General features: G+C 41.9%; 17 protein-coding genes. 3 read left to right on the forward strand and 14 right to left on the reverse strand.

Translation table 11 applies throughout. The features are described from left to right. The first annotated feature begins 137 nt into the window (after nt 1-137). Nucleotides 138-1,151, forward strand: a complete 1,014-nt coding sequence (namA, locus tag BMW59_RS01550; RefSeq protein ID WP_093047248.1) for an NADPH dehydrogenase NamA — start codon at nt 138-140, stop codon at nt 1,149-1,151. A gap of 36 nt (nt 1,152-1,187) precedes the next feature. Here namA and BMW59_RS01555 read toward each other — a convergent pair whose 3' ends face one another. Next, complete coding sequence (locus BMW59_RS01555) at nt 1,188-1,625, reverse strand: SRPBCC family protein (RefSeq protein WP_093047249.1); 438 nt, start codon at nt 1,623-1,625, stop codon at nt 1,188-1,190. Between the two features lie 87 nt (nt 1,626-1,712). On the opposite strand from BMW59_RS01555, the gene BMW59_RS01560 reads away from it, so the two are divergent. Beyond that, entirely contained in the window at nt 1,713-2,942 is a 1,230-nt protein-coding gene (locus tag BMW59_RS01560; RefSeq protein ID WP_093047250.1) for a DUF4236 domain-containing protein, read from the forward strand. 64 nt (nt 2,943-3,006) lie between these two features. Here BMW59_RS01560 and BMW59_RS01565 read toward each other — a convergent pair whose 3' ends face one another. The 8 genes from BMW59_RS01565 to BMW59_RS01600 all read right to left on the reverse strand — a co-directional run bounded on the left by BMW59_RS01565 (nt 3,007) and on the right by BMW59_RS01600 (nt 12,032). Next, complete coding sequence (locus BMW59_RS01565; protein WP_093047251.1) at nt 3,007-3,984, reverse strand: LacI family DNA-binding transcriptional regulator; 978 nt, start codon at nt 3,982-3,984, stop codon at nt 3,007-3,009. 83 nt (nt 3,985-4,067) lie between these two features. Further along, nucleotides 4,068-5,525 (reverse strand): sucrose phosphorylase, encoded by a 1,458-nt coding sequence (gene gtfA / locus BMW59_RS01570; protein WP_093047252.1) that lies wholly within the window; start codon nt 5,523-5,525, stop codon nt 4,068-4,070. Nucleotides 5,526-5,837: 312 nt separating this feature from the next. Then, nucleotides 5,838-6,278 (reverse strand): YaaR family protein, encoded by a 441-nt coding sequence (locus BMW59_RS01575; RefSeq protein ID WP_093047253.1) that lies wholly within the window; start codon nt 6,276-6,278, stop codon nt 5,838-5,840. Nucleotides 6,279-6,497: 219 nt separating this feature from the next. Then, nucleotides 6,498-7,364 (reverse strand): flagellin N-terminal helical domain-containing protein, encoded by an 867-nt coding sequence (locus BMW59_RS01580; protein ID WP_093047254.1) that lies wholly within the window; start codon nt 7,362-7,364, stop codon nt 6,498-6,500. An 18-nt stretch (nt 7,365-7,382) separates the two neighbouring features. Further along, nucleotides 7,383-7,811 carry a flagellar export chaperone FliS gene (gene fliS / locus BMW59_RS01585; RefSeq protein ID WP_093047255.1) on the reverse strand — a complete coding sequence of 143 codons (429 nt, stop codon included), beginning with the start codon at nt 7,809-7,811 and terminating at the stop codon, nt 7,383-7,385. 78 nt (nt 7,812-7,889) lie between these two features. Beyond that, nucleotides 7,890-8,189 (reverse strand): EscU/YscU/HrcU family type III secretion system export apparatus switch protein, encoded by a 300-nt coding sequence (locus tag BMW59_RS01590; RefSeq protein WP_093047256.1) that lies wholly within the window; start codon nt 8,187-8,189, stop codon nt 7,890-7,892. Continuing rightward, nucleotides 8,186-10,597: a hypothetical protein gene (locus BMW59_RS01595; RefSeq protein ID WP_093047257.1), complete on the reverse strand. Its 2,412-nt coding sequence runs from the start codon at nt 10,595-10,597 to the stop codon at nt 8,186-8,188. Before BMW59_RS01595 ends, BMW59_RS01590 begins: the two co-directional genes overlap by 4 nt. A 160-nt stretch (nt 10,598-10,757) precedes the next feature. Then, on the reverse strand, nt 10,758-12,032 hold the full coding sequence (locus BMW59_RS01600) for a DNA polymerase IV (RefSeq protein ID WP_093047258.1): 1,275 nt from the start codon (nt 12,030-12,032) through the stop codon (nt 10,758-10,760). Between the two features lie 275 nt (nt 12,033-12,307). Between BMW59_RS01600 and BMW59_RS01605 the strand changes: the two genes are divergently transcribed. Beyond that, complete coding sequence (locus BMW59_RS01605; RefSeq protein WP_093047259.1) at nt 12,308-12,508, forward strand: hypothetical protein; 201 nt, start codon at nt 12,308-12,310, stop codon at nt 12,506-12,508. Here the strand turns inward: BMW59_RS01605 and BMW59_RS01610 are convergent. The 5 genes from BMW59_RS01610 to mce all read right to left on the reverse strand — a co-directional run bounded on the left by BMW59_RS01610 (nt 12,502) and on the right by mce (nt 18,381). Next, on the reverse strand, nt 12,502-13,980 hold the full coding sequence (locus BMW59_RS01610; protein ID WP_177174148.1) for an NAD(P)/FAD-dependent oxidoreductase: 1,479 nt from the start codon (nt 13,978-13,980) through the stop codon (nt 12,502-12,504). The genes BMW59_RS01605 and BMW59_RS01610 overlap by 7 nt on opposite strands. 127 nt (nt 13,981-14,107) lie before the next feature. Then, the gene (locus BMW59_RS01615) at nt 14,108-14,617 is read right to left on the reverse strand and encodes a MarR family winged helix-turn-helix transcriptional regulator (protein WP_093047261.1); all 510 of its coding nucleotides are present in this window, start codon (nt 14,615-14,617) and stop codon (nt 14,108-14,110) included. Nucleotides 14,618-14,780: 163 nt separating this feature from the next. Next, nucleotides 14,781-15,896: a M20/M25/M40 family metallo-hydrolase gene (locus tag BMW59_RS01620; RefSeq protein WP_093047346.1), complete on the reverse strand. Its 1,116-nt coding sequence runs from the start codon at nt 15,894-15,896 to the stop codon at nt 14,781-14,783. Nucleotides 15,897-15,984: 88 nt separating this feature from the next. After that, nucleotides 15,985-17,535 carry an acyl-CoA carboxylase subunit beta gene (locus tag BMW59_RS01625; RefSeq protein ID WP_093047262.1) on the reverse strand — a complete coding sequence of 517 codons (1,551 nt, stop codon included), beginning with the start codon at nt 17,533-17,535 and terminating at the stop codon, nt 15,985-15,987. An 18-nt stretch (nt 17,536-17,553) separates the two neighbouring features. Next, the gene (gene mce / locus BMW59_RS01630) at nt 17,554-18,381 is read right to left on the reverse strand and encodes a methylmalonyl-CoA epimerase (protein ID WP_093047263.1); all 828 of its coding nucleotides are present in this window, start codon (nt 18,379-18,381) and stop codon (nt 17,554-17,556) included. Nucleotides 18,382-18,390 lie beyond the last annotated feature (9 nt).

The following is an 18,390-nucleotide window of genomic DNA, read 5'->3' on the forward strand; positions in this document are numbered from 1 at the left end:
ACCAGGTTTTTAAAATTAGTGTGCATCAGTTAAGGTCTCTCTATGCCGTTTCGTCTGACAAAACAAACAGGGGTATGGTAAAGTTGAGGCATTATTGTTCTATAAGAACCAAATAAAAATATTAAGGAGCCAAATAAATGAAAGCTAAACTTTTTACTCCGATGACCTTTAAAGATGTAAAAATAAAAAACCGTATTACGATGTCTCCTATGTGTATGTATTCAGCAAATGAAGACGGAAAAGTGAATGACTGGCACATGACACATTATATCAGCAGGGCTGTCGGCCAGGTCGGCCTTATTATGGTAGAAGCAACAACTGTTACAAGACAGGGACAGATTTCTCCGCGTGATCTTGGGATTTGGAGTGACGGACAGGTGCCAGGCTTAAAAAAACTCGTTGAGGGAATAAAAGCCCATGGCTCTAAAACTGCCATTCAACTTGGACATGCCGGAAGAAAAGCGGTTTACAACGGAGAAATTCTTGCCCCCTCTGCTCTTCCTTTTGATGATCAAGGTAAAATTCCGCTTGAAATGACAGACAAAGATATTGAAAAGACTGTCCACGCTTTTAAAGCCGGGACAAGGCGGGCAAGAGAGGCTGGTTTTGATATTATCGAGGTTCACGCTGCTCACGGCTATTTAATCAGCCAGTTTTTATCACCATTAGCTAACAAACGGAAAGATAAGTACGGGGGAGCCAGAGAAAATCGTTTTCAATTTTTAAAAGAAGTCCTTGAAGCAGTAAAGACGGAATGGGAAGGACCTATATTTGTAAGAATTTCTGCAGATGAGTATCACTCTGAGGGAAACCAGGCTGAAGATTTTATTTATTACGCAGAAGAAATGAAAAAACTCGGTGTGGATCTAATCGATTGCAGTACGGGCGGAATTGTGAGAACACCGATTAATGTCTATCCGGGTTATCAGATTCGCCATGCTGAGATGATTAAACGTAAAGCATTTATTCCTACCGGGGCGGTAGGCATGATTACTTCAGGCCTTCAGGCAGAAGAAATTCTCCAAAATGACAGGGCTGATTTGATATTCCTTGCCAGAGAACTGTTAAGAAACCCATACTGGGCGCGCACTGCCGCTGAAGAATTAGGAGAAGAAATTAATGGACCAGAGCAGTACAAGCCCGCATGGTAATGGAATTCATTAGAAAAAGCGGCAAATGCCGGCTTGCTAGAATGAACCAAACATCTTTTTCAGCTGCCTTTTACGGTCTGCAAACATCCCTTTGAGCATGAGGTTCACTATAAAGGGCGGCAGGAACGAGGTATATTCCACACGGTCAATCATTCTTGTTCCATTACCCTCTAATCTTTTAAAGGCGTGCACATGGCGCCATGATTTAAAAGGAAATGGGATCTTTAACCCTTCGTCTATAAAGTATTTTCTGTCTGCTGTCTCTGTAATTTCTCCTTTCCAATTAAGTTTAACTATAAAGAAATTCAGCTGGAGATGAACAGCCGACCCTTTAAATACTTCTTTGTCTCCTAAAACTTTAATTTTAGGAAAGCCTGTTATAGCAGCGAGATTTTCATTAGTTTGGAAAAACGGCCAAATTGTTTCAAGCGGCTGTAGAATATCAGTTTTGTAATAAAAAGTATGTTTGAACACAGGACCACCCTTTCTGTCTCATTTATCCTATTTTAAGTCTGGAGTCACAAACATACAACATAATGAGCTTTTTCAAGGAGGTTTTTTATGAGTTTCCGCTTTCAAAAGAGAGTCAGAGTAGCTCCTGGAGTCCGTTTGAATTTCAGCAAAAGAGGGATCAGCACGTCTGTGGGCCGCCGCGGAGCGTCAGTCACTATGGGCAGAAAAGGTTTATATGGGAACGCCGGCCTTCCGGGGACAGGGATATCATACAGAACGAAATTAGACAAAAACGGGAAGAGACGAGTCACACAGTCAAATACTAACCGCGGCTCCCACACCCAGCCTGTTGAACTTATATGGGATGAAGAACTGCAGGATGTCCGTTTTGAAAAAAGTGACGGTAAACCGTTAACTGAGCAGGAAGAAAGAAAGGTAAGACGGGAGTATAAAAATTATCTGTTAGATATTTACAAGGAAAAAGAAACAGAAATAAACAGTCACACTGAACGTCTGTTGGATCTCCACCATAATCTCTTTCAACCTATTGAGTCATTAGAGGAAGCTGCTCGTATATCTCCTGATCCGCTTTTAAATAAGCCTGATGAAGATGACATTTACCAAAAACTGCACGATGCTGAAAAAAGCGAGCTGACCTTCTTCCAAAAATTAATATTATTCTTCCCTGCTAAGAGGAAAGCGTTTAAAGAAAAGATCCGAAAGCTGGCGGAAAATGACTTTGAAGAAGCTTTACGTGAATATAATGAGGAAATAGCATCCATTCAACAAGAAACAGACTTTAGACTCGGCTTAGCGAAGAAGGTTAAGGAAGGTCTGCCTGAAGCGATGGAAGAATGGGTCAGTCTGTTCCTCGACGAACTGGACTTTCCTCTTGAAACAGATGTGGACTTTAAGATCTCCTCTTCCACCTGCGCTCTGGCGGATATAAATTTACCGAAGTTAGAAGAGGTGCCATTACAGGAGGCCAGAGTTCTGAAGTCAGGAAAACTGAAAGTTGAAAATAAAACACACCGGGATCACCGTGAACATTATGCTCTGATGGCAGGGGGAAGCGCGTTTTACTTAGCAAGCTTCTTTTTTGCTTATCTGCCTCCTTTACAGACGATAACTATCTCCGGCTATAATCAAATTGTAGATCCTGCTACAGGGCACGAAGAGGACCAGTATATTTACAGCCTGAAAATAGACAGAGAAACGTTATATTCTCTTAAAATGAAAAAAGTCCATCCTATTATGGCTTTCGACAATTTCGAGAAACGGCTTAATGCGACTAAAACGTATATTTTTAAAGAAATAAAACCTTTCACTTCTGTATAATTCCGTTTTACAGCCGGATAGGCATACCTTTTTCTTATCCGGCTTTACTTTCTCCCCCGGGAAGTTATGTAGTTTCTCTTTCAATAAGCTGAACCGGCAGTACAGTTTCCACTGTGACCCTCTCTTTTCTAATCTGGCTGATAATCAGATCCACTGCTTTTTCTCCTATCTCTTTGATCGGCTGGCCGATCGTCGTAAGCGGAGGGCTTATAATTCGACTGAGCTGCACATTATCATATCCAATGACCTTTACATCTTGAGGCACACCCCTGTTAAGCCGTCTTGCCTCTTTGAGGATGGCTGCTGCAATAATGTCACTGCTTGCAAATATACCATCTATCTCCGGGCATTCCCTGAATATACCGGCTGCCAGCTCTTCGTATTCTTCATAGTTAAAACCATTAATATTAGTCTGGAAAAAATGGAGTTTACATTTGGAATGGTCAATTTCTTTTTTAAAGCCCTCATACCGTTTCTTAGCAAGAAGATCAAGTTCCACATTACCGCCGATGTATGCGATTTGCTTGCATCCTTTCTTTATAAGCTTTTCAGCAGCTAAAACACCTCCCTCAAAATTATCCGAACTAACATAAGGAATGCGGCTGGAAATCCGGCGGTCAATTGTGACAAGCGGCTGGGCAATGTGTAAGTACTCCTCAGTATCTATTGTATGGCTGCCCATAATTATGCCATCTACCTGGCTTGCCTTGAGCATACTCAAGTAATCTTTTTCCTTTAGGGGATCAAGCTGCGAGTTACACAAAAGCAGTTTATAATTCCTGCTGAAGGCGTAAGATTCAATCGCACGGGTTAATTCACCAAAGAAAGGATGGGAGACATCCGGTAAAATAAGCCCTATAATCCGGGATTCCTTCTTTTGCAGCGACCGGGCTACTTCATTAGGCTGATAATGTAACTCTTCCATTGCCTGATGCACTTTATTAATTAATTCTTCGCTTAAATACCCCCTTCTGTTAAGCACTCTAGAAACACTTGTGACAGAAACTCCTGCCTTTATGGCAATATCCTTTATAGTAGCCATCTTTACCCCCTGGTAATTACTGGGGGGTCTGTCCCCCCATTTATTAGGAAAACGCACCCTGGATGAAGGTGCGTAAAAATAGATTATTTTATTCCTTCTAAATTCTTTATTTCTCCAAGACCCGGGTCATAATACGTCACCTCATAGTCGTACGTGGCAAGATCCGCTTTTAACACTGCCCGGTGCTCTCCTGCTGTCCTGATAATTTCTATTAATGAAGTTCCTTCTTGTTCAATTACCTCAATATCACCCTCAAAAGCAGGATAGGAATTTCTAAATTTCATTAAATTAATGAGATGGGACATCACAGGACGGTTCATCGTCTCATCAATTTCTGCTTTTGTATAATAATGGCGGTTAATATTTCTGCCCACTTTTGTTTCTTCTAGAAGTGCAATATCATTTTCTCCAGCGAGCAGCCCTACATAATAAACTTGAGGGATACCTGGGGCAAAAAATTGTATAGCACGCGCAAGAACGTATGCATCATCTTTGTTTCCCAAAGCTGAATAATAAGTACAGTTTAACTGGTAAATATCAAGGTTGTTGTATTCCATTGTATTATAGACCCGCTTAACATTAGCTCCTTTTGTAAACAAGTCATCTCTTGTTTCTTCAATTTCTTCACTAGTAAGCAAGTCGGCCACGTCCACCACCCCGATGCCGTCATGCGTATCGAGCGTGGTGAATTGCTTTTTCGGGCACATTCTCAGCCAATTGGCAAGACGGTCAGTACGTCCGCTGTACAAGCCGTGCAGAACAAGCATCGGTAAAGCAAAATCATATACCCAGTAGCCTCTTTCAGCGAGTTTAAGCTGTATGGAATAATGTTCATGTATTTCAGGAAGAATTTCTACACCGCATGGATCAAGAATCGCTTTAATCTCATCCAGCATCTCCCACGTGTCAGGCTCAATAAAGAAACAATTTGTCCCCGGCTGTTTAGTTGCATACGCGAATGCGTCAAGCCGGATAATAGAAGCTCCTTTCTCAGCTAAATAGTGCAAATTCTCTTTAATAAACTGTTTAGTCCGCTCATGATAGACATTCAAATCAATTTGTTCCTCATCAAATGTGCACCATATTTTTTCCGTAGACCCGTCATTAAACGTCACATCAATATACGGGGCACGCGGTTTCCGCTTATAAATTTTATCTACATCTTCCTGAGTCGGCTCACCGTTTGGCCAGAAGTTTTTGTATTGAATAAATAAATCAGCATAGTCAGAGTCATCTTTTTTATTAATAAAATCCTGAAAATATTCAGAACTTCTCGAAATATGATTAACCATGAAATCAAACATCAAATAGAAATTATCTGATAAAGCTTTTACATCTTCCCAAGTGCCAAATGGTTTATCAACCTCTTTATAAGTCATTGGAGCAAACCCTCTGTCAGCAGAAGATGGATAAAAGGGTAACAGATGCACTCCACCTACTGAATCCTGAAAATATTTCGTGAGGACCTCATTCAGTTCATTTAAATCTTTCCCCATACTGTCAGCATATGTAATTAGCATCACTTCATTTTTAATCCCCATTCTTTTTTCTCCTCTCAATCTGAAAGTATTAAATATGGTAACGTTTTCATAACTATTAATTAAATTATAATGAGAAGGGGTTTCTATGTCAATCGTTTAACATATACTTTTTAGAAAGTTCACACAGCTATGTTTAATTCGTTTTGTGACAATCGTGCCTGGTGTCGCCCCCGCTGACAAGACATCATTGTTCGTCCGATAAACCATCGAAGCTAAGCGGAGTGAGAAAAAACTATATATTTCCTTAGATCAACAGGGCAGTTTAACAGATAATGAAAAAACCTTACTGGCTGCAATAGCCTGTAAGGTTTTCTAAGCATAAATATTAATGAGTAATCCTTTAATTTCTCCCACCATATCAAGGATATCGAGACCTTTTTTCTGTTCTTTAATAACTGCATCGGTTAAATCAAGGAGTTTCCGGTCTACTTCCCTGACGATTTTATAAACTTTAGTTCTTCCGCGGCGGTTAAATCCTTTCCGCTCTTCCAGACTAAGCCCCAGCTTTACTGCATCATCAATAAACTCCTTAACAAGAGCTTTATACTTTCGAAGCTCTTCAACAGTCCTTGACTCAGAAAGTGTCTTCCCCTGGTCATCAATTTTCTGCAGCAGATGACTGAGCCGTTCGTACTGGCTTGAGTCACGTCCATGCTGCATAATTTCCTGAAAAGATACTTTTGCCTCGGTCCCGGTGTTTTTTTTGTTAGTCACTTTACTTACTCCGGTTCGCCCGACTTTTTGTATGTCCACACTACTCTTCCTTTCGTCACTGCTTACACTTAATTATAGTGAACCCTTCTTTGGAAATAAAGGAATGATTTACAAACCGAAAGAGGTACGTCAAAACAAGGACATTCACACGCTCAATTCAATCGAAAACCTCTAAACTTTTTGTACAATTCAGCTAACAGATGTCTTTACTTAGCTAAAAAGAAAAGCTGCAAATGCAGCCTTTCTTAACGCTTATTGCTATTGAAGGAGCTGAAGCACTCCCTGAGGCAGCTGGTTTGCCTGGGCAAGCATGGCAGTTGCTGACTGATTTAAAATATTGTTTCTCGTAAACTCTGTCATTTCAAGTGCCATGTCAGCATCTCTAATACGGGATTCGGCACTTGTTAAGTTTTCATGGGTGACCTGCAGGTTGTTTATCGTGTGTTCCATTCGGTTTTGCATGGCTCCCAGCTGCGAACGTGCGTTAGAAACTTTTTCGATGGCTTCATTAATTTTTAATATAGCCTCGTCTGCACTATCTTTTACATCAATAGAAATTGAATTTTCCCCATTACCATCTCTAAGTTCCAGGGCTTCTGCATGCATTGGTTTAATTTGAACTTTTACATTCTGTCCTTCATTTGCTCCTATTTGAAAGATAAAAGTGAGACCTTCTTCACCTGCAGCTGCAAAACTTCCATTTTCATCCAGATTGGCAAGTAATGTTTTTGTATTAAATTCTGTCTTTTGACCAATACTGTCTATTTCTTCAACAAGCTCATTAATTTCATTTTGAATCTGCTCCCGGTCTTCATCAGTATAAGTATCGTTAGCTGCCTGTACTGCGAGTTCCCGCATACGCTGCAACATTGAGTGTACTTCAGTTAATGCTCCTTCAGCTGTCTGGATAAGGGAGATACCGTCCATGGCATTACGTTCTGCCTGCTTTAAACCGCGGATCTGTGAACGCATTTTTTCAGAGATCGCTAGTCCTGCTGCATCATCAGCCGCACGGTTAATACGAAGACCTGAAGAAAGTTTTTCAAGGTTTTTAGAGGTTTGAAACTGGTTTTGATTTAAATTCCTGTAAGCATTGAGAGCTTGGATATTATTATTAATTTTCATAAGCTACAACTCCCTGTTTTATTCAAAGGCAGAGTTTTTTTCATAGGCTACCTTTTGCAACTTTACAATTTTCAGTTCATGAGACTCTTCTTTGGTTTTTTTTAATAGTTCATTCCATGCCTTATATATTTTTTCTATATGCCGGATAACTTCCTCAACGATTAAAATGTCTTTCTTGTAATTAGCCTGTATAAGCCTGTCGCTTAAATAGTTATATAAGTGATCAAGCTGGTCGGCTAAAATGCCTGCCTCATAATTAAGCCCTCCGCCCAGCCGGAAAAGAATGTCATTTGATTTTTGCATTTTAACATTTGCTATTAAATAATCTTTATCTTTTAATGCGCTTACTGCCATCTCCAAATTTTCCAGCAGAGCTTCGTATAATAAAGAGGTAATTTCCTGAGAAGTTTTTTCATGCAGAGCTTTATTTGAAATTATTTTTCTCACCTCCGTAAAATCAGTACTTCTGTTTATTGAGTCCGCCCCGTAGATCTATTATTTTTATCGGTAGCCAACCGGTGTTTATTAATAACTTCTTTCCATTTCTTCTATTAATAATAGGATTTCTGCTATAACAGCGTATAGCTGAGGCGGCACGTTTTCGCCAAGGTCCATATCGAGTAAGTTTTCGAGAAGCAGTGTGTCTTCTTCAATATGTATGTTATTGTCTTTAGCCAGTTCAATAATTTTTTGAGCGACATACCCTTTTCCCTGCGCAATCACTGCAGGTTCTTCTCCTGAATCTTCATCGTAACGGATAACAGCTGCAGAAGGGCCATTTACTTTTCTTCTGTTCACTTGATTAATGTGTCTGGAAACCCTCATATTTTATAATCAAACCCTTCTTTTGTGAGGACTGGAATAGTTACGTCATCCGCTTTCTTTTCACTTTGAGCTGCCCCATTAGCGGCTGTGCTCATTGGACCGGAATTAATTCTATTCACGTTAAAGCCCACTTCTTTCAAGTTCTCTATATATTTTTGTGCCAGCGGTTCCACTATTTTTGAAAAATTCGCTGAATCATTTTTAAGAGAGATGCTGAGAGATCGATCCACTACATTCAGACCAATCCCGAGCGGCCCAAGTTTTTTCGTATCAATATGAAAATACAGTTGACAGTTTTCCCAGTCGATATGCTCGCCTTCGTTACGGGATTTCACATATATTTGGAGGTTTTCTGCCTCCCCTTTTAACATCAAGGGAATTTGAAGCTGAACCATCTGATTATTCTGCTGACTCTCTGTTCGGCTCATCAACTGCTGTCCAGTCAGGTTATGCAAAGCCTGTTGGGCCTGTTGCTGTCTGCTTCCTTCCTCCTCCCCTCCACGTGCAATTTGCATAAGCAGGGATTTCATATTCTGCTGCTGCTCCCGCTGACTTAAGTCCCTGCCTGAAGCAAGCATTTGAGCCAGCTCGGTCTCTCTGTTGAAACCCATGCTTCGCACTCCTTCAAATAATTGCCGTGAAGAGCCTTCATGGCCTGTAAACCCTCTCGCAGTCTGGTCAAAGTGCTGTGCCAGGCGATGAGCCGGCGTCTTTTGTTCACGCCATCCCTGTTCTTGGGTTAGAAAATGCTGCACCCGTTGATTAGAAGGCTTAAAATTGATCTGCTGCATACTTTTTTGTACTTCTCTTACAATGAGACGGGCTTCCTGGTAATTTCCTTTTGCAAGTAATTTTTTTGCTTCAGCCAGCCGGCTGGTCGCTCCAAGCATTTTACGTTCTGTCTTCATATCTGCAAAAAGCATCCAGTCGCTTTTCATAATGGCTCTGTCAATTTGTTTTATTACATTTTCAAGCATAGGGCGGGTTTGTTTAACCGCCTGTTGTCTGAACTGCTGAACCATAACTTCTATTCTCGCAAGTTGTTTGGTTACATCTTTCTGAAAATCTTTAAATTGGTCGGTGGTTTTGGCGATTCTTTCCGTCACCTCAGTAATTAGAACACTTTTAGCTGAGAGTCCGGATGTTTGCAAAATGTCATTTTTAACATATTGCTGGATGTCTGAGTCAGCTCCTGATTCCAACCGGGCGGCCTGTTCAGGAGGAAGCACTGATCTAATCTGCTCAATTGAATTAAATATCAGCTGCCTTGCTTTTAACTCTCTGCCTGAGTTAAGACTTTCCTGAGCTTCTTCTATCAATCGGTTGACAGGTCCCATTTGATCAGCAGGTATATTTAAAAAAGGAAGTTCTTCACGAATAGTCTCAACAACGCGGCTTATGTCTGCTGCGTTTTGTAACAGGGCTGCCCAGTTACCAGTCACTGTCTGACCAGCACTCTCGATTCCATTGCTCGAAACTGCATTATAGCTTGCTGTCACAGGCTGCTTTCCATGCTCTGTATTTAAATTGCTGCCTGTTAACATGCGGGCGAGCTCCTGCATCCTTTTTGCTGCCGCAGCGCGGCCTTGAACGGCCTGAAGCTGAATCATCTCCCTAAGGGTCTGGTTGACGAGCTGACGAACCGCTTCATTTCCGTTTCGCCCTGTTAACTGCTGGAGATGTTCTATCGCTTCACGAACATTTCTGCCTTCCCTTAAGCTGTATTGAACCTGTTCGACCGCTCTTATAACCTCTCCGCTCCTGGTCAGTGTCCGGTTAACTTCTGTTCCGGCTGGTCCTTTACCGTTCATCTGTGTTTTTACTTCTTTGGCTATTTCTTTTAACTGTTCAGAGGAGGTGCGGCCATGCAGGGAAGCATGAATCGCCTGAAGCTGGTTTCGCGTTGGTTCAAGTCGTTTTGAAGCCATCATATCAACCGTCTGTCTGCGCTGTTGTTCTGTTCCCCTCCCTGATTCAATATAGCTTTTTAAATCATTGACAGTTTTTCTCGTCAGCGGTACGCCCCGGTCCATCATCCGTTGAACAGCTTCTTGCAGCACTTTTCCAGATTCATGGTGCCCATGCTCGCGAAGCACCCTTTCTGCCGATTGACTGTTTCCTGAAAGATGTTCATTGTGCCGGTTATTACCCTGTTGGTATTCCCCGGTTATTTCTCGTACTCTCACTCCTTCCCCTGTTCTCTCCCGAACCTGAATATTAATAATATCTTTTTCAGGAACTTTTCCTTCAAATTGTGCATGGACCAGCTGCCCACGAACAGATATGAGCGCTTCTCTGTCAGAGATCCGCGATTCTACATTCGCTCTGTATATATCGCCTGTTTTTAATTGAACAAGGCGGCCAGTGGTGTTTGACTGTATGTTTACTTGCTGGTTTTGTATTTCCACTCGACACCTCTCCTCCCACTTTAATACTCTTAAACTTATATCGGGTCATCTGCCTCAAAAGTTGAGAGAGTCTGAACTATAAAACCTGAATATTTCTCTAGCAGGATACAGTAAGGATCCTTATTCTACATTTATAAAAATAAAAAAGAGCAGCTTTCAGCTACTCCTCCTCCGTATCAAAAAGTCTGTCTCTGAGAAAGTCTTTCTCAAGGCTTGTTCCTCTTCTTTTTTTATCGCGAAGAGCATCACTTCTGTCTTTGTTGGTTACTTGTGTGCCTTTTAATAAAGCTTCTTCTCCAAATTTATTTCGTAACTCGTCTATTATTCCACTTAACCGTTCACCTTTCTCATTTTCTTCAGTGGAAAAGAGATCCAGCTGTTTATAAGCCTGTCCCTTCTCTACCAAATCCATCCCCGTCACACCAAGCAGGCGAATGGGTTCCCCGTTCCAGAATTCTTCCCATAAATTCCATGCTGCTGCAAAGATATCCTCGTGAGTAAAAACTGGATAAGGTAATTTGCTCGACCGTGTGATCGTTTTTCTGTCATGGTAGCGGATTGTCAACTGGATATTTCCTGCGTAAACATTTTTTCTTCTCAGTCGCCTTCCTACTGAATCACTTAAGTTCATTAAAACTTTTTTCACATGAACCCCGCTCGTTGTATCTTCAGGAAGAGTGGTGGAATTGCCAATGCTTTTAAATTCATTTACAGCATCGGGATCGACCATTCGGTTATCAATTCCATTAGCCTTTTCATATATCCTCAGTCCTGAGACTCCTAAATGGCGTTGAAGCATATACTTGTCTGCCTTAGCGATATCACCAATCGTATATATTCCTAACTTTTCAAGTTTTTCTGCTGTTTTACTCCCCACACCATGCATTTCTACAGCTTTTAAAGGCCATAGTTTATCGGCCAGTTCCCTTTTTCTCAAAACTGTAATCCCCATTGGCTTTTTCATGTCGCTGGCCATTTTTGCCAGAAACTTATTCGGGGCCACTCCTATACTGCACGGCAGATTTAATTCTTTGTTTATCCGTATTTGGATGTGGCTAGCGAGATCCAAAGCAGATTGTGAAGTATGAGCAGTGGTCACATCCATATAGCCTTCATCGATCGATACGGGTTCAACGAGAGGTGTATATTCATATAACAGCTGAAACATACGGGAAGAGGCCTGTCTGTACTTGTCAAAGTTTGGCTCCCGCACAATTAGTTCGGGACACTCCCTTAACGCTTCCCAAAGAGGCATAGGCGGTTTAACTCCTCTGGCTCTTGCTTCATAACTGGCTGTAACGACAATCCCCCTGCGAGCCTTAGCGTTACCAGCAATGGCAAGCGGTTTCCCTTTAAGCCCAGGGTCATAAGCTGCTTCCACAGAAGCATAAAAACTGTTCATATCCACATGGAAAATAATTCGGCCTTTCCCCATAATCCTACACCCTTTTCTACATCTCTTCTCTAACTACTATAATGCCTTTTACAATAAGAAAAATCAACGAACGTCTGTTCCAAAAAAAATAGACTAATCCTGTAATAAAGACCATTGTGGCCTTATTAAGAAAAAAACTCAATAAATATAACAAAAAACCTCTGGCAATCAGAGGTTTTTAACTATTTTTACACATTTTGTCACTTGCTGTTGATACATTTACCTTAATGTTATGTTAAAATGGAAGGTATTAAAGATGAGAGGTGGTCTTGTATATGATGCAATTCATTGTCCGTGATCAGCCTGCCTATAATGTCATCTTATTATTAGTGACTCAAGTAGTAGCCACCCATGAAAGAAATGACTGGCCTCCACCGACGATTAAGGAACTTTCATATAGTACCGGTTATTCAGAAGAGTCCATTCTTGAATCTCTGGAATTTGGAAACACCGAGCCTGTTTCCTTGCTTCAATAAGCAGGGAAAGGCTCTTTTTTAGGTGTGGAAGGGGCTTGCTTGCGCCGCTTCAGTATCGACCTTGCAATATGGACGCCGTTCGCACCCGCCTGGGCTAATCCTCTTGTCACTCCTCCGCCGTCTCCCCCAGCATACAATCCGCTTATTTCTGTTTCAAACTCTGAAGTTAAAACTGGTCTGGAAGAATAAAATTTAGCTTCTACACCGTAAAATAAAGTATGCTCTGAAGCAATTCCAGGAGTAACATGATCTAACGCTTCTACCATTTCGACTAAACTTTTCATTGTATTATAAGGGAGAACAAGGCCAAGATCTCCCGGTACTGCTTCCTTCAAAGTTGGTTCGAGAAATCCTTCGTTAATTCGTTTGCGGGTAGATCGTCTGCCTTTCATAATATCGCCGAATTTCTGCACAATAACCGAACCGTCAGAGAGATCGTTCGCCCTTTCGGAGATTTCCTGGGCATAAGAATTAGGCTTATCAAAAGGTTCCGTGAAAGTATGCGAGACTAACAGAGCAAAATTCGTATTTTCACTTCCAAGTTCCGGATCCTTATAAGCATGGCCATTGGCTGTCATGATCCCGCTATGGTTCTCTACAACAACGTGGCCGGAAGGGTTGGAACAAAACGTACGTACTCTCGTTCCTACTGATGTATTAAACACAAACTTAGCTTCATATAGATGCCTGTTTATTTCCTCCATTATTACATCAGAGGTTTCTACCCGGACACCTATGTCAACCTGATTGTTTACCATTCGGTAGCCGCGTTTTCTAAGCAGGCGTCCCAGCCACTCAGATCCGTCCCTTCCTGGCACTATAACGACTTGATCTGCGGTTATTTCCTGTTCTTTTTTCTTAAGCCTCACTCCTGTAACCCGGCAGCCTGCTTCCGTTTCTTCGGTCAGAATATCTTCAACTTCAGAGCGGTGCATAAAATCGCATCGTTCTGTCAGCGTTTCATAAATGCTGGTTAAAATCTGCAAATTGACTTCTGTTCCGAGATGGCGAACAGATGCCCTCAGCAATTTCAGGCCGGCGCCCATCCCGCGACGTTCAATGTCCCGCACAGCATCTGTAGTCGGATCTGTAGATTCTTCGGGCGCTCCGTGTGCCAAATTAATCTGGTCCACATATTTAATTAACTCCATGACTTCGGAAGGCGATAAATACTCCTGCATCCATCCTCCAAAAGCAGTGGTAATATTAAATTTTCCATCTGAATACGCTCCTGCGCCTCCAAAACCGCTTGTTATCGAGCACGCAGGCAGACAGCCGGTAAAGTCTTTCCTGCCTGCTGGCGGAGGGCATTTTTCAATTTTCTTTTCATTAATAGGGCAGCGCCGCTGATGGATTGCATGGCCTTTATCAATAAACAGGACATTCAAATCAGGCTGCTGATTGGTAAGCTCATAGACGGTAAATATACCGGCAGGCCCCATCCCTACTACAATTACATCATAATGCTTCATCAAGGATCTCTCCCTTTTGGTTTACTTTGACCATGTATATCTTACCAAAAGGACATTGAGTTAAGCAAGGTAAAATACGAATATTTACCGCTTTAAAAAATAAAATCATACGTATTAAAGCTTTAATTTATGTATGTTTTCCTTTTTCCAGGGATAAAAACGATTCATTAGACGAACTTTCTACCCACTCAACAAAATCCCTTCCGTGAAATTGAAGGTTGGCCTCTCTGTGAAAGTGGATTAACTCCTCTATAAACCCTTCGTTCTCTTCTGAATAAGCTTTTATAAATTCGAACAGTTTAAAGTCTTTCTTCTCAGATTCGTCCCGTTTCTTTTTACCTTCCTCCGTAAGAGACACATAAGTGAGCCTTAAATCTTTTTTATCTTTGGATAAATGAATTAAGTTTTTCTTCGAGAGCCTTTTAATCATCTGCATAACTGTTGAACGGTCCCACAGACCGATTCTGGCAATCTCTGATACTGATATTTTACCTTTTGTATGGACTATCCACATGACGTGCTGCTCAGCGGACGTAATACCTATAGTATGTGCGTTTACTTGCCATTCTTCTTCAAGAACTTTTCCGATTCCTCTAATATAATTTAATAATAAATGATCCTCATGACTTACTTTCATCACGACAATCCCTCCTTTTCACACTGTTCGCCATGTATATCTTACCATATTCATCCAAATGGTGTTTGATATATAACCTAAGAGAAAGATCCGAACAAATAACTTTGTTCGGATCTTTTAATGGTTACTATTCTATTGTCCTGTCTTTACGGACCGCATTTCTTTACTGGGCAGTTTTTTTAATAATGGCCAGAACCAGTTCAGCGGCCTTGACCAGCTCTTTGACTGGTATTTTTTCATTGGTTGTATGAATCTCTTCGTAACCGATTCCTAAGTTAACAGTGGGAATGCCATGTCCTGCGATAATATTTGCGTCACTCCCGCCTCCGCTTTGTTTTAAAGACGGTGAACGCCCTATTGAACTGACAGCTTCCTTAGCCACAGCTACAAGATGGTCTTCTTCCCCGTGTTTAAACCCGGGATAAGCAACCTTAATTTCTACATCTGCTCGCCCGCCCATCTCTTCGGCAGCTGTCTCGAACGCTTCTTTCATTGCAGCTGTTTGTGTCTCCATTTTTTCTTTTATAAGAGAGCGTGCTTCTGCAAGTATATCAACCCGGTCACAAACGATGTTAGTCTGGCTGCCGCCTTCAAATCGTCCGATATTGGCGGTTGTTTCTTCATCAATTCGTCCTAACGGCATATTGGCAATTGCCTTGGAAGCTATTGTAATTGCAGAGACTCCTTTTTCAGGTGCCACTCCCGCATGAGCTGTCTTTCCGTGAATAACAGCTCTGACTTTTGACTGGTTAGGCGCTGCCACAATGATATTCCCTACTTCCCCATCACTGTCCAGAGCATATCCATATTTCGCTTTTATATCATCCGGGTTTAAGGCTTTAGCCCCTACAAGCCCAGACTCTTCTCCTGCCGTAATAACAAACTGGATGGTGCCGTGCTCGATTCCATTTTCTTTAAGCACACGCACAGTCTCAAACATAGCAGCAATACCGGCTTTATCGTCCGCTCCGAGAATTGTTGTACCATCCGATTTTATATAGCCGTTTTCAATAACCGGGCTTACACCTTTACCAGGAACAACCGTATCCATATGCGAAGTGAAATAAATCGGATCCGCGTGAGCTGAACCTTCCAATGTACAAATCAGGTTTCCAGCGCCGTGTCTTGTCACAGCAGCTGAATTATCTTCCTTAACAGTTACTCCAAGTTCTTCAAACTTTTTCGTCAGAACGTCCGCTATTTTTCTTTCATAGCGTGTTTCAGAATCAATTTTAACAAGTTCGATAAATTCATCAATAAGCCTTTGTTCATTTACCATATCAATTTGTTCCTCCATTGCTATTTAATCCTACCAGGCTATTGTAGCAAATAAATCTGGATAGTCCCAGCTTATCCTTGTTTATCCGCTATAATGGAATATTTCCATGCTTTTTAGCAGGACGCTGTTCCTCTTTTTTGGCTAACATTGATAAACTTTTGATTAACCTTATTCTTGTTTCGCGGGGGTCAATCACATCATCCACCATACCATTTGCTGCTGCAATATAAGGATTGGCGAATTTATCACGGTACACTTCAATTTTCTCCTGACGGACTTTTTCAGGATTATCACTCTCTTTAATTTCCCTCGCAAAAATAACATTGGCGGCCCCTTGTGGCCCCATGACGGCAATTTCTGCGTTCGGCCAGGCGAATACGAGATCAGCACCAATTGCTTTACTATTAAGTGCCACATAGGCGCCTCCATATGCTTTCCTCGTAATGACTGTTATTTTTGGAACAGTAGCTTCAGAATAAGCATACAAAATTTTAGCTCCGTGCCGGATAATCCCGCCATGCTCCTGCTGAACCCCCGGGAGGAATCCTGTTACATCTTCGAAAGTGATTAAAGGAATATTAAAACTGTCGCAAAAGCGGATAAATCGGGATATTTTATCTGACGAGTCAATATCAAGCCCTCCGGCCATCACTTTTGGCTGGTTTGCAATCAGTCCGACAGAGATGCCTCCCAGTCTGGCAAAACCCACAACGGCATTTTTTGCAAACTGCCGGTGCACCTCCATGAAGCTTCCTGCATCAACGACTTGGTTGATAACTTTTCGGACATCATAAGGTCTTGAGGGATCTACAGGAATATGGTCAAGCAAATCGTACAGAAAGTCATCAGCGTCTTTTTCCACAGATTTAGCAGGAGGGTTTTCTTCCTGATGCTGCGGTAAATAGCTGAGCAATTCACGCACTTGAGCCAGAGCCTCTTCTTCTGACTGACAGGAAAAATGGGCGTTGCCGCTTTTTGTACTGTGGACAGAGGCTCCTCCTAATTGCTCTGATGAAATCGTTTCTCCGGTAACTGATTCAATTACTTTCGGGCCGGTTATAAACATTTGACTGGTTTTTTCTACCATAAAGACAAAATCGGTAATGGCAGGTGAATAAACAGCACCGCCTGCGCAAGGCCCCATAATAACCGATATTTGAGGAATAACCCCTGAATATATTGAGTTACGGTAGAAGATATGGCCATATCCGTCCAGCGACAGAACACCTTCCTGAATTCTCGCCCCTCCGGAGTCATTCAGCCCGATAAAAGGAGCCTTATTTTTAACGGCTAAATCCATCGCGTAGGCAATCTTCTTGGCATGCATTTCGCCAAGTGCGCCTCCGTAAACTGTAAAATCCTGTGCAAAGAGGAATATAATCCGCCCGTTCACTTCTCCATAACCGGTTACCACACCTTCTCCGGGAGCTGATCCTTTCTCCATCCCCGGTTCATCAAACCGGTGCTCCATAAAGGCATTCAGTTCTACGAAGGTCCCTTCGTCTACCAGCAGGTCAATCCGTTCCCTTGCGGTCAATTTCCCTTTCTGATGCTGTTTCTCTATCCTCTTATCGCCTCCGCCCATTTCAATCTTCCTGCGTTTATCGTAAAGTTCATTGATTTTTTCATACATATCCATTCGTTGTCAGCCTCCTTTCTACTCCTCTGTTTCTATAAGTTCAATTAAAGAGCCATGAGCTGTTTTGGGATGTAAAAATGCAATAGGATGACCCGATGCGCCTGTTTTAGGCTCTTCATCAATTAGTTTAAGTCCCTCTTTTTTTAACTGGTCCAGCCGCTGCTGAATATTATCCACAGCAAATGCTACGTGATGAAGTCCTTCTCCCCGTTTGTCGAGAAAAGCCTGTATCGGACTGTCGCTGTTTAACGGCTCCAGAAGTTCCAATTTGCAGTTTCCTAAAGGCAGAAAACCTACTTTTACACCTTGCTCTGGAACTTCTGCCACTTTATCAACTGCTAGATGAAAATGATTGGAATAAAAGGATGCCGCTTCTTCGACCGAATGGACGGCAATACCAATATGATCAACTTTTTTCGGTGGTTCCAGAACGTGAGATTCCTTCTCACCTCTATGCTCCGCTACGGCCGTTTCAATATATGTAGCGACGACTTTTGTCGAGGTGCCTGGCGTAAATATTTTCAAAATACCTTGAGCCTCAAGAGATTTAACATCTTCGAGAGGAATAACACCGCCTCCAAATACAAGAATATCTTCTGCTTCTTTGTTTCTTAATTCCTTCAGCACTTCAGGAAAAAGAACATTATGGGCCCCTGATAAACTGGATAATCCAATTACATCAACGTCTTCCTGAATAGCAGCGCGGACTATCTGCTTAGGAGACTGCCGAAGCCCGGTATAAATAACTTCCATCCCTGCATCTCTTAAAGCCTGTGAAATAACTAAAGCTCCCCTGTCATGCCCATCTAGACCGGGCTTGGCAATTAGTACTCGTATTTTATCCATAATGGCTAC

The sequence above is a fragment of the Salipaludibacillus aurantiacus genome (assembly GCF_900111295.1).
Classification (GTDB): Bacteria; Bacillota; Bacilli; order Bacillales; family Salisediminibacteriaceae; genus Salipaludibacillus; species Salipaludibacillus aurantiacus.